This is a genomic window from Aeromonas sp. 603079 (assembly GCF_049172135.1).
Lineage (GTDB): Bacteria > Pseudomonadota > Gammaproteobacteria > Enterobacterales > Aeromonadaceae > Aeromonas > Aeromonas veronii.
In genome coordinates this window covers 145,643-169,095 of sequence record NZ_JAAKPX010000001.1, presented here as the reverse complement: position 1 = coordinate 169,095, position 23,453 = coordinate 145,643, and the positions used below count along the sequence as shown (strand labels likewise).

Genomic DNA, 23,453 nt, shown 5'->3' with positions numbered 1-23,453 from the left:
CCATCAATCCCTGCCATCACGCCATAAAGCGACGTGATGGCGGGGCCGGGAGATTGGTCACCGCCGCTGTCAGAGGAGGGATCAGGGCACGATAAAGGCCTGTTCCAGTCCCCCTTGCCGTACTTTTTCCAGCAGTGCGGCTTGTTTATCCGCCTCCACCGGGCCGATCAAGACCCGGAAGATGGCGCCATGGGCTTCAATCCGGTAGGGCACACCATGGCGCTGGGTCATCACCTTGCCCATCGCCTCGGCCCGATCCCGGGAGCCGCTGGCCAGTACCTGGATCATCTTGCCATCACCGCTGCTGGCAGGAGCTGCGGTCTTGGCGGGAGCTGGCTTGACAGGTGCCGCTTTGGCGGGCGTGGTCGCGGGCGCCTTGACGGGAGCGGGTTCGGCGGCGGGGGTCGCCATCGCCAGGGCGGTCGGTTCACCCAGGAAGCCATCTTGCGCCACTGTGTTGGATGCCGTTGCTGGCGGGGTGGTCGGGGTCATCTCGATGGGCTTCATCGGTTCCATGATCACCATCTGGTCCGGGGTGTCGTTGATCAGCTCCAGTCGAACGCGAGCTGTGCCGCTATCGACCATCTCCAGCTGCTTGGCCGCTGCGTAGGAGAGGTCGATCAGGCGCGGGCTGTTGAATGGACCGCGATCGTTGACCCGCACTATGGTCTCCAGCCCGTTGTCCAGATTGGTGACCCTCACATAGCTCGGGATGGGCAGGTTGCGGTGGGCGGCGCTGAACAGCTTGCTGTCCAGCACATCGCCGTTGGCGGTCTTCTGGCCGTCCAGATCCGGCGACAGCCAGCTGGCGGTGCCCTCTTCGCTGTAGTGTTTGATGTCGCGCCACACCTCGTGCTTCTGCTTGCCGATCCAGTAGTCCCGGTTGCCGCTCGCGCTCAGGGGCTCGGGGCGCGGAATGGCGCCGGTGGCTTGCGGGATCTCGATAACGGGTGGCTTGTTGACCGGTGCTTGCGGCTTTACGGGGGCGCTCTGTTCCGGCTGGCTGCTACAGGCGGCCAGCAACAAGCTCAGGCTGAGCGGGAGGAGTTTGTGACGAAGATGCATACGCTTCCTGAATGGCTTGGCTAAGTTGATACACCGCCATCGCATAGAGTGGGCTGCGATTGTAACGGGTGATCACATAAAAGTTATGCCGTGCGACCCAGTATTCCGGTCCATCGGCTTGGGCAAACTCCAGCAACTTGACCGGCGTCTGTGGGGCCAGCGGCGTGGCGAGCTCAATCCCTGCCGCCGCCAGTTCTGACCACTGTTGTGTTAACTCGGGCTCAGGCCTGAGTAGAGGTTCGACTGCCATCAACCCGATCTGGGCCGGTTCCACCACGGATTCGCCCCAGCGCCACTGGTGGCTGGCAAAATAGTTGGCCACGCTGCCGATGGCATCGACCGGGTTGGCAAACAGATCCCGCTTGCCATCCCCGTCAAAGTCGACGGCGTAGTGGCGGTAGCTGGAGGGCATGAACTGCCCCATCCCCATGGCGCCGGCATAGGAGCCCTTGAGGGCATCGAGTTGCCACCCTTCCTCTTTGGCCAGCACCACCAGCTGGGCAAACTCCTTGGCAAAGAAGTCCGCCCGCTCCGGGTAGTGAAATCCAAGGGTGTAGAGGCTATCGAGCACCGGATGGCGGCCCATCTGGCGACCGTAGAAGGTCTCGACCCCTATGATGGCCACGATGAGCGAGGCGGGCACCCGATAGGTCAGCTCCGCGCGGGCCAGCGTCTCGGCATGTTGTTGCCAGAACTGCTGGCCATCACGGATCCGATCCGGGGTAACAAACAGCGGCCGGTAGCGATGCCAGGGCTTGGCCTCCCACGGCTTGCTGATGGTGTCGAGCACCTCCTGCCGTAATTGGGCTCGGGCGACGGCCGCTTGCAGCTCCGCCAGCGGCACCTGCTGCTGGTCGGCGAGCAGGGCCAACCGATCCGGCGCCACGGCGGCGGTCGCCATCGTGGTGGCGAGCGAGAGCAGCAATCCGACCCGTCTCATCAGGCGAGCAGTCTTCTATGAGTCTGGATGGACATCAGTATGCCAAAGCCGGCCATCAGGGTCACCATGGAGGTGCCGCCATAGCTCACCAGCGGCAGGGGAACCCCCACCACCGGCAGGATGCCGCTCACCATGCCCATGTTGACGAACACATAGACGAAGAAAGTGAGAGTGATGGCGCCGCCCAGCAGTCGCTCGAAGCTGTTCTGGGCCTGCATCGAGATAAACAGACAGCGGCTGATGACGTAGAGGTAGAGCACCAGCAGCAGGGCAACCCCCACCAGACCAAACTCCTCGCTAAATACCGCGAAGATGAAGTCGGTGTGGCGCTCTGGCAAGAACTCCAGCTGGGACTGGGTCCCTTGCAGCCACCCCTTGCCGAAGACGCCACCGGAGCCGATGGCAATCTTGGACTGGATGATGTGGTAGCCGCGGCCGAGCGGGTCTTTCTCCGGGTCGAGCAGCATCAGCACCCGCTGGCGCTGGTAGTCGTGCATCAGGAAGAACCAGAGCACCGGCATAAAGGCCAGCATCAGTAGAACCGCCAAGCCGATCAGCCACCAGCTGAGCCCCGCCAGAAAGATCACGAAGAAGCCGGAGGCGGCCACCAGAATGGAGGTGCCAAGGTCCGGCTGGGCGGCGATCAGCAGGGTGGGCAGCAGCACCATGATGAGGGCGATCACCACATGGCTGAACTTGGGTGGCAGCGAGTGGCGACTGAGCCAGGCCGCCACCATGATCGGCATGGAAAGCTTCATCACCTCGGAGGGCTGGAACTTCATAAAGCCCAGATCGAGCCAGCGCTGGGCCCCCTTGCCGATGTGGCCAAACACGTCCACCGCAATCAGCATCAGCACCACCACGGCGAACAGCGGCACCGACCAGCGGGCGTAGAGGGAGGGGGGCAGCTGGGCCAGGCCGATCATTAGGGCAAAGGCGAGACCGCCGCGCACCAGCTGGCGCACGATGGAGTCCATATCCTGACCGGAGGCGGAGTAGAGCACCACCATGGAGAGGGTCATCACGGCCAGCAGACCGAGCAGCAGGGGCAAGTCGATATGCAGCTTGTACCAGATGCTCTGCTGGCGGGCAGAATTACTCATTGGGAGCGACCTCACTCGGTTGGGACGGCTTTTCCGGTGCCGGTGGCAGTTGCGGATCAGGGGGCAGCAGATAGGCATCCAGCATCTGGCGTGCAATGGGCGATGCAGCCCGGCCACCACCACCACCAATGGAGTTTTCCAGTACCAGAGCTACCACCGCTTTGGGTGCCTCGAAGGGGGCATAAGCAACGAACAAAGCGTTATCGCGATGCTCTGCCTTGACCGTCTTGATGTTGTAAACCTGATTTTCCTTCAAACCGACTACCTGGGCTGTGCCCGATTTGCCGCCTGAGGAGTAAGGCGCCTTGGCAAACGAGTGACGGCCACTGCCTTCACTGCCATGGTTGACTCGCCACATCCCATCCTGCGCCACTTTCCAGAAGCTGTCGTTCTTGAGCTTGAGGGCGATATTGGGGTTGATGGGGGCATCGACTACCCCCGCCTGGGAGGCTGTGCTCTTGAGCAGGTGCGGGGTGACGTCGTGACCATTCTGGGTCAGGATGCTGATCGCCTTGGCCAGTTGGAGCGGGGTGGCGCTCCAGTAGCCCTGACCGATACCGACCGAGATGGTGTCACCCTGATACCAGGGCTGGCGCCAACGGGCCATTTTCCAGTCACGGGACGGCATGACACCCTTGGTCTCTTCATAGAGATCGACCCCGGTGTACTGACCGAAGCCGAACTTGGTCATATAGCTGTGGATCTTGTCGATGCCGACCCGATAGGCGAGATCGTAGAAGTAGGTATCTGCCGAGACCTCGATGGCGCGATAGACGTCGAGCCAGCCATGACCCCAGCGGCGCCAGTCGCGAAACTTCTTGGTGGTACCGGGAATGGAGAAGCTCGGGCCGCCGAAATAGCGGTAGCCCGGGGTGATGGCCCCCTCGTTGAGACCCATGATGGACATCATGGGCTTGACGGTGGAGGCAGGGGCATAAATGCCCTGAGTGGTGCGGTTCACCAGCGGCCGTGCCGGATCGTTGAGCAGTGCCGAGTAGTTGGCGCTGGATATGCCTGTCACGAACAGGTTGGGGTCATAACTCGGGCTCGACTCCAGCGCCAGGATGGCACCGGTTTTCGGGTTCATCATCACGATGGCACCACGCTGGCCGGCCAGCAGTTGCTGGGCCTTGAGCTGCATCCGGACGTCGATATTGAGGTAGATATCCTTGCCCGGAACCGGAGGCTGGAACTTGAGGGTGCGGACAATCCGGCCGCGGTTGTTGACCTCGACCTCCTGATAACCCGCCACCCCGTGCAGCTCATCCTCGTAATACTTCTCCACCCCCTGCTTGCCGATATCCTTGGTGGCGGCATAGTTGGCGAGTTTGTCCTCTTTTTCGAGACGCTCCACGTCGCGGGTGTTGATCTTGGCCACATAACCCAGCGCATGGGTCAGGGTGTCGCCAAACGGGTAGTAGCGCTTGAGGTAAGCCTCGATACTGGCTCCCGGATAGTTGTGCTGGTTGACCGAGAAGAGTGCCACCTGATATTCGGTCAGCTTTTCGTAGAGAGGGACCGGCTTGAAGCGACGTTGGCGTTTCACCTCGGTCAGAAACTTCTCTTTGGTGCCTTCCGGCAGACCCAGCAGGGTGATCAGCTGATCAGCGGTTTTTTCAAGATCCCTAGTCTCTTCCGGGACGATTTCCAGACTGTAGACAGGGCGGTTCTCCGCCAGCAGCACGCCGTTGGTGTCGTAGATGAGACCCCGGGGTGGCGCCACCGGCACTACCCGGATGCGGTTGGAGTTGGAACGCGTCTGGTAGGTGTCGTAGGACTCGACCTGCAGATAATAGAGATTGCCCAGCAGCACCAGCATCAGCACGACGATGCCGATGTAGGCTACCAGGGTGCGCCGGAAGAACAGATTGCCCTCGGCACTGTGATCGCGCATCTCGATGCGTTGTTTCAGCATGCCTTTACCTCGGGTTTGTGGGGGGCAATAACAGCAGGAGCGGCATGGTTCACTCTCTGTGATAAGGGTGATTGGTCGTTATGCTCCAGGCACGGTAGAGGCTCTCTGCCACCAGCACCCGCACCAGCGGATGGGGCAGGGTGAGCGGTGACAGTGACCAGCTCTGTTCGGCTGCAGCCTTGCACTCGGGGGACAAGCCTTCCGGCCCGCCTACCAGCAGCGCGACATCGCGGCCATCGAGTTTCCACGCCTCCAGCTGGGTAGCCAACTGCTCCGTGGTCCAGGGCTTGCCCGGAATGTCGAGGGTGACGATGCGCGAGCGCCCCGCAGCCGCCAGCATGGCTTCCCCTTCCTTCTGCAGGATGCGCGGAATGTCGGCATTTTTGCCCCGTTTGCCTGCGCCAATCTCGACGAGTTCAAATGGCATGTCTTTGGGGAAGCGGCGACGATACTCTTCGAAGCCATGCTCTACCCAGGCGGGCATCTTGGTGCCCACCGCAATCAACTGGATCTTCATGGTCGTTACACTTGTGCTCTTATTGCGTATTCATTTGAGCGGCACCGCTCCACAGCTTTTCCAGTTGGTAGAAGTCACGATGTTCATCCTGCATCACATGCACGATCACCGAGCCCATATCTACCAGCACCCATTCACCGCTCAGTTGTCCTTCCACGCTCAGCAGATCCAGACCCGCGTGGCGGGCTTCGCTGGCCAGATGGTGGGCAATGGCGCTGACGTGACGACTGGAGTTGCCGGAACAGATGATCATGGTGTCAGTAATGCTGGATTTGCCGCGTACATCGAGGGTGATGATGTCGCGGCCTTTCATGTCATCGATCTTGTCGATGATAAAGGCATGCAATTCTTGGCCTTGCAATGAGTCTCTCCTGTATTCCGGCGCGCAGCGTTTGCGTCAGGGCGGCGGATTATATCATGGTCACTCCCGTTTCCCATCGGGTGAGGCGGGATTACGACAGAGGCTAGCGGCGGTTGGCGCGGTAGAGCCCCTGTTGATCAATATAGTGCGCAACCGACTCGGGCAAGAGGTAGCGGGTGTCTTGTCCCGCATCCAGCAAGGCCCGCAGTCGGGTGGCTGACAGTTCGATGGGCTGGTTGTCCGCCAGCCAGATATGGCCGGACAGACGCAGATGCAGCGCGTTGGCATCCGTGGTGTGCTGGCGCGCCAGCAACTGCGCCACCTCGGCCGGATAATCCGGTTGCCAGCCCGGCCGTACGCTCACCACCAGATGGGCATAGTCGAGCAGCTCCTGCCAGCGGTGCCAGCTTGGCAGGCTCAGCAGGGAATCCATCCCCATCAGAAAACAGAGCGGCGTATCGGGCAGTTCATGACGCAGCTCGATCAGGGTATCGATGGTGTAAGAGGGCTTGTCCCGTCTCAGCTCCCGCTCATCTACCACAAAGTGGTGGTTCTCCGCCGCCGCCAGTTTGACCATGGCAAGGCGCTGTTCGCTGGAGCAGAACGGATTGTCACGGTGGGGCGGGATATGGTTCGGGATCAGCCGCATTTCGGCCAGCCCGAGGGCATCGCGCGCCTCGATGGCCGGGCGAAGATGACCGATATGGATAGGGTCGAAGGTGCCGCCAAGCAAACCGACAGGCGCCTTCAGCATGGCGCACTCTCCATCACCAGCGGCAGCGGGGTGCCATCACGAAAGCCGAGGGCAATGGTCTGCAGCATCAGCCACGCCTGTTCGGTATCGAAGCGGCGCTGGGCATCGTCCAGTTGCGCCATCAGCTGCCATAGTTGTTGCAACTTGGCGAAGGGGAGACGAGTCAGCGCCTGTTGAATGAGCTGCTGGCGGCTCTGCCAGATGCGCAGGCGGCTGAAGTGCTCCCCCAGCGGCTGGCCGTTGCGCATCGCCAGCGACAGTTCGGTCAGCTGCTCCAGCTCGCGGCAGAGGGTCCAGGCCAGCATCCCCGGCTCGGTGCCTTCGGCCCGCAGAGCTGCCAGAATGCGCTGGGCCCGGTTCACCTTCCCCTCCAGCAGGGTATCGACCAGCTGGAACGGGGTGAAGTGGGCGTGGCGGATAATGGTCTCTTGCAGATAGGTGACGCTGATGGGCTGGGGCGGCGAGAGCAGGGTCAGCTTCTCGATCTCCTGACTGGCGGCCAGCAGGTTGCCCTCGTAGGAGTGGCACATGAAGTTGATGGCATCCGGCAGCGCCTTGAGGCCGAAACGCGCAAAACGGGCACTCATCCAGCGCGGAAAGAACTTGGGTTCCGGATGGTTGACCGGCACATAGGTGCCAATCTGGTAGAGCTTGTCGAACCAGGCTGCTTTCATCTGGGTCTGGTTGAGGCGACCGCCGCTCAGCACCAGCAGCAGGTCGGGATGAAGCTGCTTGCCAATTTCGCTGATGCGGGCGGCCAGATCCTTGTCCACCTTGGCGGGCAGCTCCAGCTCGATGATCTGGCGGGCGGAGAAGAGGCTCATGGCCTGACAGGCATCGTAGACCTGATTCCAGTCCAGCCCCTGTTCCACCACGAAGGTGTGGCGCTCATCGAAACCCTGCTTGCGGGCGACCTGACGGATGGCATCGATGGCCTCCAGTCGCAGCAGGGGCTCGTCGCCAAAAACGAGATAGCAGGGCCGAAGCCCTGCTTTGAGGTGGTCACCAAATTGTTCCGGGTAGACTCTCATCAAAATACTCGCATCAGAAGCTGACCTGGCTCAACTGCCGGATCACCTGATTGGCCGCTTGCTCCTGCATCTCGCGGTTGAGCTGCTCCTGCTCACGGGAGGAGGCGAGCGCGGCATCCGGCTTGTTGAGGAAGCTGCGGTTGAAGTTGATGGGGAAGACTTGGGTCGGCTTGCCGGGGGCCGAGATGGTGAACTGGGTAGTGAAGCCCAGCACATATTCGGTGTCCGTCCCCAGCGCGTTGACCGAGGCGACCTGACTGGTGCTGCCTATGCCGCCCAGAGTGAGCACCGGAATACCCTCCTTGTCGGCCAGAGTTACGCCAGAGGCCTTCAGGCGGGTGGTGACCATCCGGTAGAAGTCGCTCTTGTTGTCGCCCACGACCTTCATGGTCATCAGCTCGGCCGGAATGCCGGTGCCGCGCATGTGAAAACCGCAGCCTTGCAGCAGCAGACCAGCCAGCACGATGGCCATCCAGCGGGTGAAGATGGTGCCCATAGAAAATCCTCTTTGCATTAAGGGAAAGCGGCGGGCGCAGGGCCCGCCGTTATCATCCGTTTGCTGTCACAGATTGGCAATGATCAGTTGGCAGCCGATCAGTTAGCGACAATATTGAGCAGCTTGCCAGGTACATAGATCACCTTGCGCACGGTCAGACCGTCGGTGAACTTCTGTACCGAGGCATCAGCCATCGCCAGCTTCTCGACGTCGGCCTGGCTGATCTCGGCCGGCACGGTCAGCTTGCCGCGCATCTTGCCGTTGATCTGTACCACCACCAGCTTCTCGGTCTCGACCATGGCCGCTTCATCGGCCACCGGCCAGGCTGCGTGATCGATGTCGTCGCCCTTGCCCAGCATCTTCCACAGCTCGAAGCCGATGTGCGGAGTGATGGGGTAGAGCATGACTACCACAGCTTCCAGCGCTTCCTGCATCAGGGCGCGGTCCTGCTCGTCGTTGCCCAGCTTGGCCAGATTGTTCATCAGCTCCATGATGGCTGCGATGGCGGTGTTGAAGGTCTGACGGCGACCCACGTCATCACTCACCTTGGCGATGGTCTTGTGCAGTTCACGGCGTACCGCTTTCTGCTCGTTGGTGAGAGCCGCTACATCCAGTGCGGCAACGGCGCCACCGGAAACGTGTTCGAAGGTGACGCGCCACAGGCGACGCAGGAAGCGCTGGGCACCCTCTACGCCGGAGTCGGACCACTCCAGCGTCATTTCTGCCGGAGAGGCGAACATCATGAACAGACGGACGGTATCGGCGCCGTAACGCTCGACCATCAGCTGCGGGTCGATGCCGTTGTTCTTGGACTTGGACATCTTGGTCATGCCGGAGTGCATTACCTCACGGCCTTCGTTGTCGATGGCCTTGGTGATGCGACCCTTCTCGTCACGCTCTACCTTGACGTCGGTCGGGCTGACCCAGACGTTGCCGCCCTTCTCGTCTTTGTAGTAGAAAGCATCGGCCAGCACCATGCCCTGGCAGAGCAGGCGCTTGAACGGCTCGTCGCTGTTGACCAGACCCGCGTCACGCAGCAGCTTGTGGAAGAAGCGGGCGTAGAGCAGGTGCATACAGGCGTGCTCGATACCGCCGATGTACTGATCCACCGGCAGCCAGTGGTTGGCAGCAGCCGGATCCAGCATGCCCTTGTCGTAGTCCGGGGAGCAGTAGCGCGCGTAGTACCAGGAGGACTCCATAAAGGTGTCGAAGGTATCGGTCTCGCGGAACGCTTCCTGACCGTTGTAAGTGGTCTTGGCCCACTCGGCGTCAGCCTTGATCGGGCTCTGGATACCGTCCATCACCACGTCTTCCGGCAGCAGTACCGGCAGCTGGTCTTCCGGCGTCGGCACCACGGAGCCGTCAGCCAGGGTCAGCATCGGGATGGGGGCACCCCAGTAACGCTGACGGGAGACACCCCAGTCACGCAGACGGTAGTTGACGGTGCGCTTGCCCTTGCCGAGCCCTTCCAGCTTGCTGGCGATGGCATCGAAGGCACCCTGGAAGTCGAGACCGTCAAACTCGCCGGAGTTGAACAGCACGCCCTTCTCGGTGTAAGCCGCTTCGCTCACGTCGACGTCGCCATCAACCGGCTTGATCACCGCCTTGATGTCGAGTCCATATTTGGTGGCGAATTCGAAGTCACGCTGATCGTGGGCCGGAACCGCCATTACGGCGCCGGTGCCGTAGTTCATCAGCACGAAGTTGGCGACCCAGACCGGTACCTTGCGGCCATCCAGCGGGTGAATGGCATAGAGGCCGGTGGCCATGCCCTTCTTCTCCATGGTGGCCAGTTCTGCTTCGGCTACCTTGGTGTTCTTGCACTCTTCGATAAAGGCGGCCAGCTCCGGATTGTTCTGGGCTGCTTGCAGCGCCAGCGGGTGACCGGCGGCGATACCGACATAGGTGACGCCCATGAAGGTGTCCGGGCGGGTGGTGTAGACCTCCAGCTGCTCAGCCTGACCCTCGATAGCGAAGCTGATGTTGACCCCTTCGGAGCGGCCAATCCAGTTGCGCTGCATGGTCTTGACCATCTCCGGCCAACCTTCCAGATTGTCGATGTCGCTGAGCAGCTCTTCGGCGTAGTCGGTGATCTTGATGAACCACTGGGGGATCTCTTTCTGCTCCACCGGGGTGTCACAGCGCCAGCAGCAGTTGTCGACCACCTGCTCGTTGGCCAGTACGGTCATGTCGTTCGGGCACCAGTTTACGGAGGAGGTCTTTTTGTAGACCAGACCCTTCTCGTAGAGCTTGGTGAAGAACCACTGCTCCCAGCGGTAGTAATCCGGTTTGCAGGTGGCGACTTCACGATCCCAGTCATAACCCAGACCCAGCATCTTCAGCTGGTTCTTCATGTATTCGATGTTTTCGTAGGTCCAGGGCGCCGGTGCGGTATTGTTTTTGATCGCGGCGTTCTCGGCCGGCAGACCGAATGCATCCCAACCTATGGGTTGCAGCACGTTCTTGCCATTGAGGCGTTGATAACGGGAGATCACATCACCTATGGTGTAGTTACGAACGTGCCCCATGTGTAGTCGACCAGACGGATAGGGGAACATGGACAGGCAGTAGAACTTCTCCTTGTCTACCTTCTCCACGGCCTTGAAGGTTTTCTTGGCATCCCAGTGCTTTTGCACTGCTGGTTCGATTGATTGGGGAACGTATTGCTCTTGCATTGGTGACATCCGGATCTGTGAAATGAATAGATAAATCAGCTGGGAAATCGCAATAGAATACCCATATCCTGCGGCGGCAACAACCGCCAGCGTCCCTTGGGCCTTAAGCCGGGCCAGATCAGGGTTTAGTAGAGGAGTTAGAGCCATGGACAAACGTCAAAAAGGGTACGAAGCCTTCATTACCGAGCTGCAAAAACAGTGGCAAGAGACTGAAGAGTTCCAGGGGGAGCGCCTCAACCGGATGATTGCCAAGGTGCAGGCCTATCTGGAGGCGGCCAGCGACCTGACTCAGGACGAGCTGGCGCTCATCGCCGAGTACGTGAAGCGGGATCTGGGCAACTATGACGAGGGGCGCCATGACGATAGTGCGCAGTTGGAAGAGTCTGCCTTTATGTTGGCCCTCAAAGACACCGCCTGGTCCTGGCTGGCGGATGTGACCGACCGCGCCCAGGTGGAGTGGCGCGAGCTGGCTGACGAGCTGGAGCATAAGGGGGTCTATGAGGCGGGCGACTGGGTGGGGCTCGGGGTCATGGTGTGCGACCAGTGTGGCTGGCGCCATACCGTGCTGCACCCACAACAGCTCGATACCTGTCCCGAATGTGGTTGCGCCGAGTATCATCGCGAGCCGCTCTCGCCCTGAGTCAGGCCTCAAGGCGGACGAGATAACGAGAAAAAGGCGCCATCAGGCGCCTTTTTCTTACTTGCAGGTTTCGTTGGGGCGTTTACTTGCCCGCGACGGAGAGTCCGCCAAAACGGATAAGCGGGGAGTAGAAGCCCTTGCCGTCGTTGTGGTGCAGGGTATCGCCGACCGCTTCCAGCTCGCCCAGCAGACGGTAGAAGTTGCCTGCTACCGTGATGCCGCGCACCGGCTGCAGTCGCACCCCATCGCGGCAGAGGAAGCCCGACGCGCCAAAGGAGAAGTCACCGCTCACCGCATCGGCACCCGAATGCAGACCGTCCAGCTTGACCAGCTCCAGATAGTCGCCGCTCTGCACCTCCGCTTCACAGTGAGGGCCCGCGCCAAACACCAGATGGCGAGCGGTCACATCGAGGGCGCTGCGGGCACCGCGGGCGGCCGAGCCGTTGCTGGCCACACCAAAGTGGCGGGCGGTGGCGCTGTTATGGAGCAGGGTCTTCAGCTCCCCTTCGCCAATCAGCAGCAGATCCGAGCTGGCCGCCCCCTCGCCATCAAACGCCTTGATGTTCATGCCGCCCGGCATATAGACCCTGCTCTCCAGAGTGAGCCAGCGTGACGCCACGCTCTGGCCGACCTTGCTGCGCCAGGGGTTGATCCCCTGCTGGGCCCACTTGCCCGACAGCACGCCCTGAAAGCAGCCAAACAGGCTGGCAAAGCAGTTGGTGCTGAAGATGACGCTGTAGCGACCGCTCGGCACCGCTTCACCGGGCAGCAGTCCATCGGCGATGGCGTAGATCTGCTCGATGAGTCGCTGGCTATCCAGCTCGTCGAAGCGACGGCCATACTGCCCCTGCGAGTGCATCGACTGGCGGCCATCCCGTTCCACCAGCGCCGAGGTGTAGCAGCCGACGCTAAACTCGCCGTGCTGGCAGAGGGTGCCCTGACTGTTGGCGAGCCAGAGCTGGCTCTCCCCTTCAAAGAAGCTGTTGTAGGGGGCGCCGCTCACATCGGGCATGGCCAGCATGTCAGATTCGAGGCGCAGGGCCAGGGCGATCTTCTCCTCAACCGGCGTGGTATCGGGCTGGTTGATTTCGGCGCAATCTGTGGTGATCCGGCTATTGGCCACCGAGATGCGCTGATCCGGATCCACCTTGGCAAAGCGGCTGGCATCGAGCGCATCTTGCAGCATTGCATCCAGCGCCAGCTCATCGAGGGATTCCGAGTAGGCGATGCCGACCCGACCCTCTTTGATCAGGCGAATGCCGAGCTGCTGGCTGCTGGTGACCTTGTATTCACCCAGCTCGCCCTTGTCTGCCTTGAGGGAGAAGGCCTTCTCCTGATTGGCGATGATGTCTGCCTCGGCGTTGAGGTCGGCCACCTTGTCGAGCAGGCGGGTGAGCAGTTGGTTCATGTCGAGCTGGCTCATCAGGCGTTCCCTCCCACCAGAATATTGTCCACTTTCAGCGCCGGCTGGCCCACCGAGGTGGGCACCGAGCCCGAGACCGAGCCGCACATACCGGCGGCCAGTGCCAGGTTGCGGCCCACCATGGAGATCTCTTTCAGCACCTGCGGGCCGGTGCCGATCAGGGTGGCAGACTTGAGCGGCTTGGTGATTTTGCCGTGCTCGATGAGGTAGGCCTCCTGCACATTGAAGTTGAACTCGCCGGTGCCGGGCTGTACCGAGCCGCCCCCCATCTTCTTGGCGTAGATGCCGTGCTCTACCGTGGCCAACATGTCGTCGAGGCTGTGGTGGCCCGGCTCGATATAGGTGTTGCGCATGCGCGAGGTGGGGGCGTACTTGTAGGATTCGCGCCGCCCGGAGCCGGTGCGTGCGTAGCCTGTTTTGAGGGCACCCATTCTGTCCACCAGAAAGCCGGTCAGTACCCCGTCCTTGATGAGCTGGGTATGCTGGGTAGCCATCCCCTCGTCATCGACGTTGATGGAGCCCCAGGCGTTGCTCTGCAAGCCTTCATCCACCGCATTGACCACCGGATTGGCGATAAGCTGGCCCATCTTGTCGTGGAACACCGATGCCTTCTTGGCCACTGAGGTGGTCTCCAGCAGATGACCGCACGCCTCGTGGAAGATGACGCCGCCAAATCCGTTCTCCATGATGACCGGCAGGGTGCCGCTCGGGCAGGGAGCCGCGCCCAGTTTCACCAGTGCCTGACGGGTGGCGGTGAGCGCCAGCTCGCGCGGATCGATGCGATCGGCATGCTCCCACCCCATCAGGGCGCCGGGGGCCTCGTAACCGACGCTCTGCTCGCTCCCTTCCATGGCGATGGTCTGGGCCATGATGCGGTTGTAGTGGCGGCGATCGGCTACTTGCACTCCTTCGCTGTTGAAGATTTCCACCTCCTGCTCCCAGCCCAGCACGTTGCCGGAGAACTGGCTCACCTTGTCGCTCTCGGAGCGGGCCGCTGCATCCATGGCGTGCAGATAGGCGATCTTCTGCTCCAGCAGCTTGTCTGCCGACAGGGGCAGCGCCACCGGGTTGCGATCGCTCAGGCGGGTGAAATCGAAGGCGGTGGCGGTCACCACGGGGTCGCGGCGGTCTTTGGCCGCCAGCAGGGTGACAATGCGCAGCAGCTCGTCGCGGCTGGCCAGATTGGTGTAGCCGTAGAGCACCTTGTGGCCGTAACAGAGGCGCACGCCGATACCGAAATCGAGGCCGCCGCTGATGTTCTCTATCTGGCTGGAGAGCAGGCTGAGCTGGCTGCGGCGCTTGCGCTCCACAAACAGCTCGGCAAAATCGGCACCCAGCGCCAGCGCGTGATCGAGCACGTCACGGGCGATGGCGGGGGCCAACAGGGAGAATGGAGTCATAGAATATCCTTTTCTGGTCTGTCCGTTTGCTTCCGACATCCGGCTCTGATTGTTATGGGATGTCGAGTCCATTGTTGCAGACCAGCACAAAAAAGTCGCTATAGCGTCATGCGATGATACCGATTGAGAAAATCGGTGCGATAACTGCGCCCGGCGGCCAGGGCCAGGCGCTCAGGGTCGTTTTGCCAAAACGTGGGAAAGGTCAGAGCAGGGCGTGGATTTCGCTCAGGATCTGCTCGACCCACTGCTCGATGCGCGGATCGGTCTGGTCATATTGGTTGGCATCGTCCAGCGCCAGCCCGACGAAGTGACGGCCATCGTCGATCAGTGCCTTGGAGGCATCGAATTCGTACCCTTCGTTGGGCCAGTAGCCCACCAGCTTGACCCCTTTTGGCACCAGCTGATCGTGCAGCATGCCGAGGGCGTCCTGGAACCATTCGCCATAACCGAGCTGATCGCCGAGGCCAAACAGGGCCACGATGCGTCCCTCCAGATGGAGATCGGCGATATCTTCCCAGCGGGACTCCCAGTCCTCCTGCAGTTCGCCAAAATCCCAAGTGGATATGCCGAGGATCAGGATCTCGTAATCCTCCATCCGGCGCAGGGAGACATCCTTGATATTGTGAATATCCACCAGCTCGGGGCCGATGAGGGCGCGGATCTTCTCGGCAGCCATCTCGGTGTAGCAGGTGGTGGAACCGTAAAACAGACCAATCTTCATCGCTCTACTCTCTGTTGGCGCTTTCTCGCTTGCTTTTGGCGCGTTCTCGCATGCTCGTGTGGGCTGCGCCATGTTGGCAACACGATGGGTAACGTAAGGGGAGGGCGCCAGTCTAGCAGATTGCCATTCGACCTTCACCGCCCGGCAAGGTGCGTGGCAAACGTGCCTTATCTTTCCAATGAAAGTGCCTTGTCTTTCCAAGGAGTTGGCGCGTTACAATGGGCCATCGATCCCCTGATTGCAGCGCACCATGAGCAAACCCGACCCCCATCCCCTGATTGAACCCTTTCTCGACGCCCTCTGGCTGGAGCGGGGATTGTCTGACAACACGGTCAGCTCCTATCGCAGCGATCTGGAGAAGTTCTCCCTCTGGCTCGACGAGCAGGGGAGCTCGCTGCTGCTGGCGGGGATGGACGAGATCCAGCACTACCTCGCCTGGCGGGTCGATCACCAGTTTGCGGCCAGCAGCACCGCCCGCTTCCTGTCGGCCCTGCGCCGTTTCTATCAGTATCTCAACCGTGAGAAGCTGCGCAGCGATGATCCGACCGTGCTGCTGGAGGGGCCCAAGCTGCCGAAAAAACTCCCCTCAGATTTAAGCGAAACGGAGGTGGATGCGTTGCTGAGTGCGCCGCTGGTGGATGACCCGCTGGAGTTGCGGGACAAGGCAATGCTGGAGCTGCTCTACGCCACCGGGCTGCGGGTTTCCGAGCTGGTGGGGCTCACCGCCGAGCATATCAGCCTGCGGCAGGGCTTGGTGCGGGTTATTGGCAAGGGTAACAAGGAGCGGTTGGTGCCGATGGGCGAGGAGGCGATGCACTGGCTGGAGCGTTACTACCGCGAGGCCCGCACCCTGCTGCTGGGGGGCACCAGCTCGGATGTGGTGTTTCCCTCCAAGCAGGCCCGTATGATGACCCGCCAGACCTTCTGGCATCGCATCAAACTCTATTCCCTGCGGGCCGGGATTAATGGCGAGCTCTCCCCCCATACCTTGCGCCACGCCTTTGCCACCCATCTGCTCAACCACGGCGCCGACCTGCGAGTGGTACAGATGCTGCTGGGCCATGCGGATCTCTCCACTACCCAGATCTACACCCATGTGGCCAACGAGCGACTCAAGGCGCTGCACGGGGAGCATCACCCCAGAGCTTGAGTGGCTGTCCTCCCAAAAACAAAAAACCGCCAGCAGGCGGTTTTTTTATCTCTACACGACAGGAGATGGCGCTTATTTCCCTTGCTGGGATTTCAGCAGATCACGGATCTCGGTCAGCAGCTCCTGATCCTTGGTCGGGCCTGCCGGAGCGGCGGCTTCTTCTTCCTGCTTTTTCTTGAGGGTGTTGATGGCCTTCAGTCCCATAAAGATGGCAAAAGAGATGATCAGAAAGTCGATGATGGTCTGAATGAACTTGCCATAGGCGATGACCACGGCGGGTGTTGCACCTTCAGCGGCCTTCAGGGTGACCGCCAGGTCGCTGAAGTCCACGCCGCCCAGGATCAGGCCGATGGGCGGCATGATCACGTCACCGACAAAAGAGGAGACAATTTTGCCGAAGGCGGCACCAATGATGATACCGACCGCCATATCGATGACGTTGCCGCGGGCGGCAAAGGCTTTGAACTCTTGAATCAGACTCATTATTTCCTCCGAAATTAAACAAGATAGCGCGTTGATTACCCTTGCCAAAGGGCGAACTCTTGTCAGGAAAAACAGAGGCTAAGCCGCGTTGTTCCTGTCGTCCTGACTAGCTTGCGGGCGTTATGAGTCCTTGGCAATCGGGGGGAACCTTTTTTTTGGTACAAAGTGATATTAATTTTTTGATAAGTAGCTGATTGAATGATGAGCTGTGCTGCTGTAGTTTGCTGGGTCGATTCATTCATACCGCGTGAGTAAACAAGTGAAGTATTTACTACTGGGAATGATGCTTTTGTGCACATTTGCTGCCAGAGCGGGGATGGATACCCAAACCTTGAAACAGACCATTACCGCCCGGTTAGGGGTCTCTGTTTATCTGGTGGAACAGACCCCCATTCCCGGGCTCTATATGCTGGGCACTTCGCAAGGGGTGCTCTACAGCGATGCCAAGGGGAACTATGTGGTGCAGGGGGTCATGCTGGATATGACTCATAACATGAAGAATCTCACCATCTCGGGCATGCGCGAGCAGCGTCGACTGGGCTTGTCCCAGGTGACCCATACACCGGTCGTTCTCCAGGCCAGTAATGAGCGTCATCGGGTTGCGCTCTTTTTCGGTGAGCAGGATGCCGCTCGTCGCCAGCTGTCCGGCACGCTGCAACATCTGCAGGCGTCCGGGGTCAGTGTCGAGCTCTACCCCGTGATTGAACATGCAGGACAGGCTTCCCACTGGTGCAAGGATCCCCTGCTACAGAATGATCCCTTCAAAGCCTATTTGCCTCAAAAGGAATGTAGTGAGACCCTTATCGAGAATATTGGCCTGAGCCAGTGGTTGGGGGTCAAGGTACTGCCTGCCTGGGTCTCCTCTGATGGAGATCTGGTAAGGGGCTACCAGAGCCCGGAACAACTGCTCAAGATACTGGATCACATTGATGCCCCTGCAAATCCGTCGTCGTCCGCGAGTTGATGATTCCCATCTCCCCGCCACCCTGCACCCCCTGCTTCGTCAAATCTTCGCCAGCCGTGGCGTAGAGGATCCCGCTCTGCTCGAGCGCAGCGCCAGCCAGTTGCTGCCTCCCCAGCGCCTCTATGGGATGGAGCGTGCGGTGCCGCTGCTGGCGGAGGCGCTGACGGCGCAAAAACGGATCCTTATCGTCGGCGACTTCGACTGCGACGGCGCCACCAGCTCGGCCCTGTGCGTGCTGGCCCTGCGCGCCATGGGGGGGCGCCATATCGATTTTCTGGTGCCCAACCGCTTCGAGTTCGGTTATGGCCTCACCCCCGAGATCGTCGAGCTGGCGGTGGCCCGCGGCGCCGAGTTCCTGATCACGGTGGATAACGGCATCTCCAGCATCGCCGGGGTGGCGGCGGCCAAGGCGGCCGGGATGCATGTACTGGTTACCGATCACCATTTGCCGGGTCAGGAGCTACCTGATGCCGATGCCATCGTCAACCCGAATCAGCGCGGTTGCGATTTTCCCTCCAAGTCCCTGGCCGGGGTGGGGGTGGCCTTCTATCTGATGGCGGCCCTCAACACCCATCTGCGTCAGCTTGGCTGGTACGAACGGCAAGGGCTACGCGCCCCCAATGTGGCGGATTACCTCGATCTGGTGGCCCTCGGCACGGTCGCCGACGTGGTGGCCCTCGATGGCAACAACCGCATCCTGGTCCATCAGGGGTTGCAGCGGATCCGGGCCGGGCGCTGTCGCCCCGGCATTCAGGCGCTGGTGGATGTGTCGGGCCGCGATGGTCGTCGCCTCACTGCCTCCGACCTTGGTTTTGCACTGGGGCCACGCCTCAATGCGGTAGGGCGCCTCGATGACATGTCCCTCGGGGTCGCCTGTCTGCTTTGCGATGATCTCAAGCTGGCGCGCCAGCTTGCGGCCGAGATGGACAGCCTCAATCAGGAGCGCAAGGAGATCGAGCAGGGGATGCAGCAGGAGGCCCTCGCTACCCTGGAGCAGATCCGGTTTCACGATGGCGAGGTGCCGTCGGGCATAGTGCTGCACCGCAACGAGTGGCATCAGGGGGTGGTGGGGCTGGTGGCCTCCAAGGTGAAGGAGAAGTACTACCGCCCGGTCATCGCGTTTGCCGAGAGCAGCGAGAGCGAGCTCAAGGGCTCTGGCCGCTCCATCCCCGGGGTGCATCTGCGCGATGCGCTGGAACTGCTCGACACCCGCCACCCGGGGCTGATGGGCAAGTTTGGCGGCCACGCCATGGCGGCGGGGCTGACCCTGCCCAAGGCCAATATCGAAGCGTTCGGGCGGGCCTTTGAGGCGGTCATCAGCGAGCTGGTGACGCCGGAGCTCTTGACCGGGGTGCTGCTCACCGATGGCGAGCTGCTGCCGGACGAGCTCACTCTCGAGTTGGCGGAGCTTATTCGCGCCTCCGGCCCCTGGGGTCAGGCCTTCCCCGAGCCGCTGTTTGACGGCGAATTCGTGCTGGTGCAGCAGCGGCTGGTGGGGGAGAAGCACCTCAAGATGATGCTGACTACCGATTCTGGCCACGCGGTGGATGCCATCGCCTTCGGCGTCGATCTCAAGCGCTGGCCCGATGCCTCGGTCAAGCGGGTGCGGCTTGTCTACCGGCTTGACGTCAACGAGTGGCGCGGCAACCGCAGTGTGCAGCTGCTGGTGGAGCATCTGGAGGCGGCCGGTCTCTGAGCAGGTAGCATTGCTGCTCTGATCGCTGACAACGGCCACCCTCGGGTGGCCGTTTTACTGTGGGCCCGGGGGTGACTCTACCGCCTTGTTATGTTGGTATTTAATTGCTGGCTTTCTTAGAAAGAGGGTTTTTAGTATCGTTTTACGTCAGTTAGTACGGTTTCAAATTCAAGAAAAAGAGGCGTTGTGATACATTCATCCCCGCATCATTTTGTTGTTTGAACGGGACTGACTCTTTGCTGCCTTTTGGCCGACTATCGACCTGGGCGATGGTCCTCGCTATCGCCAGCCTGCTGTGGTTTGCCGCTTTCGCTGCGGTAGGGGTCACTGCAACACCTCATCAGGCGTCGGTCAGGCAGAAGGTCTCGATGCAGTTGCATGAGCAATCCGATCCGGGATTGGTCAACAGTGTCGGCCTTCCTCCTGCCTCCCAGTGGCGACTCGGCTTCGAGCTGGGGCGGCGACTCGAAGGGGCCACTCATTCCGAGCGCTATCAGATGGTGCTGGCCTGGTTCCAGCACGATATCCTCGGCCTGCTCTGCGGTCTGCTACTGGTTCTCCCTCTTCTCTATGTCAGGCAGCTCCCCGTCTACTTCGGTTATTTGCACCGACGGCTGCTGCGCTGTCGCCACCTGCAATATCGTTTCTGTCACGGCGACTAGCTCACCCGGCTGGCGGACGCTCATCCACGTTTTCACACGGATTTAACGCTCCCGATTGACTGACGGGGCAGGCTGACACCTGCAGCCTGCGCTCTATCGTCCGGTGCTGCGTCCGCGCTTTCTGTTGTTTCGTCCATGCTGCTGGCCATCGGCCAGAGGCAGACTTTCTCTTTGCGCAAACACCTGGTGAGCACACCCTATGGACTACTACCTCAACCTGTTTATTCACTCAATCTTTGTCGAGAACCTCGCCCTGGCATTCTTTCTGGGGATGTGTACCTTTCTGGCCGTCTCGAAGAACATCAACACCGCCTTTGGCCTTGGTATGACGATCTTGGTGGTGATGGTGATCGCCATTCCCCTCAACAACTTGATTTACCGCCATATCTTGCGGGCAGGCAGCACCTTTTTCGGCGAATTCGATCTGGGATTTCTCGATTACATCATCTACATCGGGGTGTTGGCGGCGCTGGTGCAGGTGATGGAGATGGTGCTCGACAAGTACGTTCCGGCGCTCTATCAGGCACTCGGCATCTATCTGCCGCTGTTGACGGTGCACTGCGCCATCTTTGGCGGGGTGATGTTTATGGCGCAGCGGGATTACGATTTCATCGAGTCGCTGGTCTACAGCGCTGGCTCGGGGCTTGGCTGGCTGCTGGCCATTGTCGCCATGGCCGGACTGCGCCAGAAGCTGAAGTACGCCGATGTCCCCGAGGGGCTGCGGGGCATCGGCATCACCTTTATCGTGGCGGGGCTGATGTCCCTCGGCTTTATGTCCTTCTCAGGCATATCGCTTTGATTGGAGATGAAAAAAACGAGGCGCCTGCGGGCGCCTCGTTGTTTATCAGGGGTTGCGGATGGCCATTACAGCTCGCGGGCCCAGGGGTGAGCCTTGGGACGCAGGGCCAGCGCCAGACCCAGCAGCAGTACGGTCAGACCGTAGAGAGGCCAGCTGCCAAAGCGCAGGTAGGGGGTCTCGCCGTGGGCGGGACGCACTTCGCTGCGCAGCACGCCCGCTTCAAACTGCGGGATCTGGCCGATGATGCTGCCGTCGATTTCGGTAACGATGGTGATGCCGGTGTTGGTGTCCCGCAGCAGCGGACGAGCCAGCTCCAGCGCGCGCATCCGGGCGATCTCCATATGCTGCCAGGGGCCAATGCTGGTGCCGAACCAGGCATCGTTGGAGACGGTCAGCAGGAAGTCGGTATCGGCATTGACGTTGCGGCGCACCTCCTCCGGGAAGATGATCTCGTAGCAGATGGCGGCGGCGAACTTGAGCCCCTTGGCGATCAGGTTTGGCTGCACTTCGTCACCCCGGCTGAAGGAGGACATCGGCAGGTTGAAGAAGGGGGCGATGGGGCGCAGCAGATCTTCAAACGGCACGAACTCGCCGATGGGCAGCAGGTGGTACTTGTTGTAGCGGTTGGAGTGGTTGTAGAAGTAGGACTCCTTGCCATCCGCATCCTGCACCCCCATGCCGAGCACGGTATTGTAGAAGCGCTGTTGCTGCTCGTCGTAGTGAATAATCCCAGCCAGCAGGCCGGTATCGTTCACCTTCATCGCCTTGTCCAGATTCTCCAGATAGGGGCCCATCGCCTTCTCGATGGCCGGGATCGCCGACTCCGGCCAGATGATGATGTCAGCATCCTGATTCTCGCGGCTCAAGTCCTGATAGGTGCGCACCGTGGGGGCCAGCGCCTCCGGATCCCACTTGAGGGACTGGGCGATATTGCCCTGCACCAGTGCCACCTTGACCGGTTCGCCACGGGTCACCCAGTTGAGTTGCATCAGGCCGTGAGCACCGGCAACCAGCAGGGCGGGCACCGCCAGCCAGAGCGGGGAGCGGGATTTCCACACCTGCCAGATGGCGGAGGCAGAGAGCAACAGGGCGAGGGTGATGCCCTGCACCCCAAGGATTGGGGCGAAGCCCCTGAGCGGGCCGTCGATCTGGCTGTAGCCAAACCAGAGCCAGGGGAAGCCGGTCATTACCCAGCCACGCAGCCAGTCCGCCAGCAGCCAGAGTGTCGGGAAGGCGAGCAGCCAGCGGCTCCAGTGACGGCCGCCAAAGAAGCGGGCAAAGACCCAGCAGGCGAGCGTCGGGTAGAGCGCCAGATAGGCGGAGAGCCCGGCCAGCAGTACGAAGGCCATCGGCAGCGGGATGCCGCCAAATTCAGTCATGCTGACGTGGATCCACCATAGCCCCGGCAAAAAGAGTCCCATGGCGTAGCCAAAGCCACGCCAGGCGGCCTGCTTTGGCGTGGCTTTGTCCAGCAGGGCGTAGAGGCCCAGCAGGGAGGGGATCACCAGCGGCCAGTAGCCAAAGGGAGAGAAAGCCAATATAGCGATGGCACCACTGGCCAGTGCGCCGAGGCTCAACAGGATTTTGGACGTAACGGGGGATAATCTCACGGGCGATGGTGCTCGTCTTGGTCTGAAACTGGGTCGAATGGCCGGTATCTTAACCTGTAAGCGGGGCAACGGCGAGCCTCGATGCCGGTGGCAGAGAGCACAACGCCCCGAGGTCGGGGCGTTGTTTCACACATTGAGCGGATCTGCTTATTGCGGCTCGGATTGCGCCGCCGCGTGGTGCTCGGGGATCTTCACCTGCAACTGCTGCAGACGACGCCGGTCGGCATGCATCACCTTGAACAGGTAGCCGTCCAGCTCGATCTCCTCGCCCTTCTTGGGCAGATGACTGAAGGCGTGCATCACCAGACCACCCACAGTATCCACCTCTTCATCGCTGAACTGGGTGCCGAAGAAGTCGTTGAAATCCTCGATCTCGGTAAGGGCACTAACCGAGAAGACCCGTTTGCTGATGCGGCGGATCTCGTCCGGCTCATCCTCGATGTCATCGAATTCGTCATCTATCTCGCCGACGATAAGCTCGAGAATGTCTTCAATGGTCACCAGACCGGAGACGCCACCAAATTCGTCGACCACGATGGCCATGTGGTAGCGCTCTTCACGGAACTCCTTGAGCAGACGGTCAACCCGTTTGCTTTCCGGCACGATCACCGTGGGGCGCAAGATTTTCTCGAGCTGCAGCGGCTCGCTGGCGTGATGGCCGCCAAACCCGAAGGGGAGCAGATCCTTGGCGAGCAGAATGCCCTCCACATGATCCTTGTCCTCGTTGATCACCGGGAAGCGGGAGTGGCCGGACTCGATGATCACCGGCAGGATTGCATCTACCGGTTGGGACTTCTCGATGGTCACCATCTGGGAGCGGGGGATCATGATATCGCGCACGCGAAGATCGGCGATCTCCAGCACCCCCTCGATCATGTCCTTGGTGTCCTGATCGATGAGGTCGCGCTCTTCGGCATCGGCTATCACGTCTACCAAATCATTGCGGTCTTTTGGCTCGCCCTGGAAGAGTTGGCTGAGCTTGTCGAGCCAGGTTTTCTTCGGCGAGCCGGTACTAGGGTGATCGTCGGTCATTTTCTCTCTTGGTTAC

At 60.7% G+C, this 23,453-nt stretch carries 22 protein-coding genes; 6 read left to right on the top strand and 16 right to left on the bottom strand.

The features are described from left to right. Positions 1-81: 81 nt before the first annotated feature. The 10 genes from G5287_RS00740 to leuS form a co-directional block, all read right to left on the bottom strand. Positions 82-1,065: a septal ring lytic transglycosylase RlpA family protein gene (locus tag G5287_RS00740; protein ID WP_421230633.1), complete on the bottom strand. Its 984-nt coding sequence runs from the start codon at positions 1,063-1,065 to the stop codon at positions 82-84. Continuing rightward, a complete protein-coding gene (gene mltB / locus G5287_RS00735; protein WP_421230632.1) occupies positions 1,007-2,005 on the bottom strand; it encodes a lytic murein transglycosylase B in 999 nt (332 codons plus the stop codon). Before mltB ends, G5287_RS00740 begins: the two co-directional genes overlap by 59 nt. Next, complete coding sequence (gene rodA, locus G5287_RS00730) at positions 2,005-3,108, bottom strand: rod shape-determining protein RodA (protein WP_005335170.1); 1,104 nt, start codon at positions 3,106-3,108, stop codon at positions 2,005-2,007. Before rodA ends, mltB begins: the two co-directional genes overlap by 1 nt. Then, positions 3,101-5,023, bottom strand: coding sequence for a penicillin-binding protein 2 (mrdA, locus tag G5287_RS00725; RefSeq protein WP_421172120.1), 1,923 nt, complete (start codon positions 5,021-5,023; stop codon positions 3,101-3,103). Before mrdA ends, rodA begins: the two co-directional genes overlap by 8 nt. 49 nt (positions 5,024-5,072) lie before the next feature. Next, positions 5,073-5,540, bottom strand: a complete 468-nt coding sequence (gene rlmH / locus G5287_RS00720; protein WP_005335166.1) for a 23S rRNA (pseudouridine(1915)-N(3))-methyltransferase RlmH — start codon at positions 5,538-5,540, stop codon at positions 5,073-5,075. Between the two features lie 19 nt (positions 5,541-5,559). Next, complete coding sequence (rsfS, locus tag G5287_RS00715; protein ID WP_005335165.1) at positions 5,560-5,901, bottom strand: ribosome silencing factor; 342 nt, start codon at positions 5,899-5,901, stop codon at positions 5,560-5,562. 103 nt (positions 5,902-6,004) lie between these two features. Further along, the gene (gene nadD, locus G5287_RS00710; RefSeq protein WP_421230631.1) at positions 6,005-6,655 is read right to left on the bottom strand and encodes a nicotinate-nucleotide adenylyltransferase; all 651 of its coding nucleotides are present in this window, start codon (positions 6,653-6,655) and stop codon (positions 6,005-6,007) included. Beyond that, entirely contained in the window at positions 6,649-7,686 is a 1,038-nt protein-coding gene (gene holA / locus G5287_RS00705; RefSeq protein ID WP_204380128.1) for a DNA polymerase III subunit delta, read from the bottom strand. The genes nadD and holA overlap by 7 nt, the downstream gene beginning before the upstream one ends. A 13-nt stretch (positions 7,687-7,699) precedes the next feature. Further along, complete coding sequence (gene lptE / locus G5287_RS00700; RefSeq protein ID WP_227342068.1) at positions 7,700-8,182, bottom strand: LPS assembly lipoprotein LptE; 483 nt, start codon at positions 8,180-8,182, stop codon at positions 7,700-7,702. Positions 8,183-8,280: 98 nt separating this feature from the next. Further along, positions 8,281-10,857 (bottom strand): leucine--tRNA ligase, encoded by a 2,577-nt coding sequence (leuS, locus tag G5287_RS00695; protein WP_421230630.1) that lies wholly within the window; start codon positions 10,855-10,857, stop codon positions 8,281-8,283. A gap of 145 nt (positions 10,858-11,002) precedes the next feature. Between leuS and G5287_RS00690 the strand changes: the two genes are divergently transcribed. Further along, positions 11,003-11,497 (top strand): zinc ribbon-containing protein, encoded by a 495-nt coding sequence (locus tag G5287_RS00690; protein ID WP_421230629.1) that lies wholly within the window; start codon positions 11,003-11,005, stop codon positions 11,495-11,497. 82 nt (positions 11,498-11,579) lie between these two features. Here the strand turns inward: G5287_RS00690 and G5287_RS00685 are convergent, their stop codons facing one another. From G5287_RS00685 to fldB, 3 genes are all read right to left on the bottom strand, one after another. Further along, the gene (locus G5287_RS00685; protein ID WP_421230628.1) at positions 11,580-12,920 is read right to left on the bottom strand and encodes a TldD/PmbA family protein; all 1,341 of its coding nucleotides are present in this window, start codon (positions 12,918-12,920) and stop codon (positions 11,580-11,582) included. Then, the gene (locus G5287_RS00680; RefSeq protein ID WP_216953022.1) at positions 12,920-14,320 is read right to left on the bottom strand and encodes a TldD/PmbA family protein; all 1,401 of its coding nucleotides are present in this window, start codon (positions 14,318-14,320) and stop codon (positions 12,920-12,922) included. The genes G5287_RS00685 and G5287_RS00680 overlap by 1 nt, the downstream gene beginning before the upstream one ends. Positions 14,321-14,522: 202 nt before the next feature. Further along, complete coding sequence (gene fldB, locus G5287_RS00675) at positions 14,523-15,041, bottom strand: flavodoxin FldB (protein ID WP_005335151.1); 519 nt, start codon at positions 15,039-15,041, stop codon at positions 14,523-14,525. Positions 15,042-15,291: 250 nt separating this feature from the next. On the opposite strand from fldB, the gene xerD reads away from it, so the two are divergent. Beyond that, on the top strand, positions 15,292-16,191 hold the full coding sequence (gene xerD / locus G5287_RS00670) for a site-specific tyrosine recombinase XerD (RefSeq protein WP_216953023.1): 900 nt from the start codon (positions 15,292-15,294) through the stop codon (positions 16,189-16,191). Positions 16,192-16,263: 72 nt separating this feature from the next. Here xerD and mscL read toward each other — a convergent pair whose 3' ends face one another. Next, positions 16,264-16,674 carry a large-conductance mechanosensitive channel protein MscL gene (gene mscL, locus G5287_RS00665; RefSeq protein ID WP_047438040.1) on the bottom strand — a complete coding sequence of 137 codons (411 nt, stop codon included), beginning with the start codon at positions 16,672-16,674 and terminating at the stop codon, positions 16,264-16,266. A 316-nt stretch (positions 16,675-16,990) separates the two neighbouring features. Here mscL and G5287_RS00660 point away from each other — a divergent pair, with 316 nt between their 5' ends. The 4 genes from G5287_RS00660 to nqrE all read left to right on the top strand — a co-directional run bounded on the left by G5287_RS00660 (position 16,991) and on the right by nqrE (position 20,795). Next, positions 16,991-17,638: a disulfide isomerase DsbC N-terminal domain-containing protein gene (locus tag G5287_RS00660; protein ID WP_216953024.1), complete on the top strand. Its 648-nt coding sequence runs from the start codon at positions 16,991-16,993 to the stop codon at positions 17,636-17,638. Beyond that, complete coding sequence (gene recJ / locus G5287_RS00655; RefSeq protein ID WP_227342070.1) at positions 17,604-19,334, top strand: single-stranded-DNA-specific exonuclease RecJ; 1,731 nt, start codon at positions 17,604-17,606, stop codon at positions 19,332-19,334. Before G5287_RS00660 ends, recJ begins: the two co-directional genes overlap by 35 nt. Positions 19,335-19,603: 269 nt before the next feature. Beyond that, on the top strand, positions 19,604-19,996 hold the full coding sequence (locus G5287_RS00650) for a hypothetical protein (protein WP_421202807.1): 393 nt from the start codon (positions 19,604-19,606) through the stop codon (positions 19,994-19,996). A 199-nt stretch (positions 19,997-20,195) separates the two neighbouring features. Further along, entirely contained in the window at positions 20,196-20,795 is a 600-nt protein-coding gene (gene nqrE, locus G5287_RS00645) for an NADH:ubiquinone reductase (Na(+)-transporting) subunit E (RefSeq protein ID WP_227342072.1), read from the top strand. A gap of 65 nt (positions 20,796-20,860) precedes the next feature. Here nqrE and lnt read toward each other — a convergent pair whose 3' ends face one another. Both lnt and corC read right to left on the bottom strand, forming a co-directional pair. Beyond that, complete coding sequence (gene lnt, locus G5287_RS00640) at positions 20,861-22,405, bottom strand: apolipoprotein N-acyltransferase (protein ID WP_421230627.1); 1,545 nt, start codon at positions 22,403-22,405, stop codon at positions 20,861-20,863. Positions 22,406-22,552: 147 nt separating this feature from the next. Further along, positions 22,553-23,437: a CNNM family magnesium/cobalt transport protein CorC gene (gene corC / locus G5287_RS00635; protein WP_203118663.1), complete on the bottom strand. Its 885-nt coding sequence runs from the start codon at positions 23,435-23,437 to the stop codon at positions 22,553-22,555. Positions 23,438-23,453: the final 16 nt, after the last annotated feature.

What these genes read in the sequence shown, in the direction of transcription:
- G5287_RS00740 (WP_421230633.1), bottom strand. Translation starts at nt 1,065, where the DNA reads ATGCATCTTCGTCACAAACTCCTCCCGCTCAGCCTGAGCTTGTTGCTG.
- mltB (WP_421230632.1), bottom strand. Translation starts at nt 2,005, where the DNA reads ATGAGACGGGTCGGATTGCTGCTCTCGCTCGCCACCACGATGGCGACC.
- rodA (WP_005335170.1), bottom strand. Translation starts at nt 3,108, where the DNA reads ATGAGTAATTCTGCCCGCCAGCAGAGCATCTGGTACAAGCTGCATATC.
- mrdA (WP_421172120.1), bottom strand. Translation starts at nt 5,023, where the DNA reads ATGCTGAAACAACGCATCGAGATGCGCGATCACAGTGCCGAGGGCAAT.
- rlmH (WP_005335166.1), bottom strand. Translation starts at nt 5,540, where the DNA reads ATGAAGATCCAGTTGATTGCGGTGGGCACCAAGATGCCCGCCTGGGTA.
- nadD (WP_421230631.1), bottom strand. Translation starts at nt 6,655, where the DNA reads ATGCTGAAGGCGCCTGTCGGTTTGCTTGGCGGCACCTTCGACCCTATC.
- holA (WP_204380128.1), bottom strand. Translation starts at nt 7,686, where the DNA reads ATGAGAGTCTACCCGGAACAATTTGGTGACCACCTCAAAGCAGGGCTT.
- lptE (WP_227342068.1), bottom strand. Translation starts at nt 8,182, where the DNA reads ATGGGCACCATCTTCACCCGCTGGATGGCCATCGTGCTGGCTGGTCTG.
- leuS (WP_421230630.1), bottom strand. Translation starts at nt 10,857, where the DNA reads ATGCAAGAGCAATACGTTCCCCAATCAATCGAACCAGCAGTGCAAAAG.
- G5287_RS00690 (WP_421230629.1), top strand. Translation starts at nt 11,003, where the DNA reads ATGGACAAACGTCAAAAAGGGTACGAAGCCTTCATTACCGAGCTGCAA.
- G5287_RS00685 (WP_421230628.1), bottom strand. Translation starts at nt 12,920, where the DNA reads ATGAGCCAGCTCGACATGAACCAACTGCTCACCCGCCTGCTCGACAAG.
- G5287_RS00680 (WP_216953022.1), bottom strand. Translation starts at nt 14,320, where the DNA reads ATGACTCCATTCTCCCTGTTGGCCCCCGCCATCGCCCGTGACGTGCTC.
- fldB (WP_005335151.1), bottom strand. Translation starts at nt 15,041, where the DNA reads ATGAAGATTGGTCTGTTTTACGGTTCCACCACCTGCTACACCGAGATG.
- xerD (WP_216953023.1), top strand. Translation starts at nt 15,292, where the DNA reads ATGAGCAAACCCGACCCCCATCCCCTGATTGAACCCTTTCTCGACGCC.
- mscL (WP_047438040.1), bottom strand. Translation starts at nt 16,674, where the DNA reads ATGAGTCTGATTCAAGAGTTCAAAGCCTTTGCCGCCCGCGGCAACGTC.
- G5287_RS00660 (WP_216953024.1), top strand. Translation starts at nt 16,991, where the DNA reads ATGGATACCCAAACCTTGAAACAGACCATTACCGCCCGGTTAGGGGTC.
- recJ (WP_227342070.1), top strand. Translation starts at nt 17,604, where the DNA reads ATGCCCCTGCAAATCCGTCGTCGTCCGCGAGTTGATGATTCCCATCTC.
- G5287_RS00650 (WP_421202807.1), top strand. Translation starts at nt 19,604, where the DNA reads ATGGTCCTCGCTATCGCCAGCCTGCTGTGGTTTGCCGCTTTCGCTGCG.
- nqrE (WP_227342072.1), top strand. Translation starts at nt 20,196, where the DNA reads ATGGACTACTACCTCAACCTGTTTATTCACTCAATCTTTGTCGAGAAC.
- corC (WP_203118663.1), bottom strand. Translation starts at nt 23,437, where the DNA reads ATGACCGACGATCACCCTAGTACCGGCTCGCCGAAGAAAACCTGGCTC.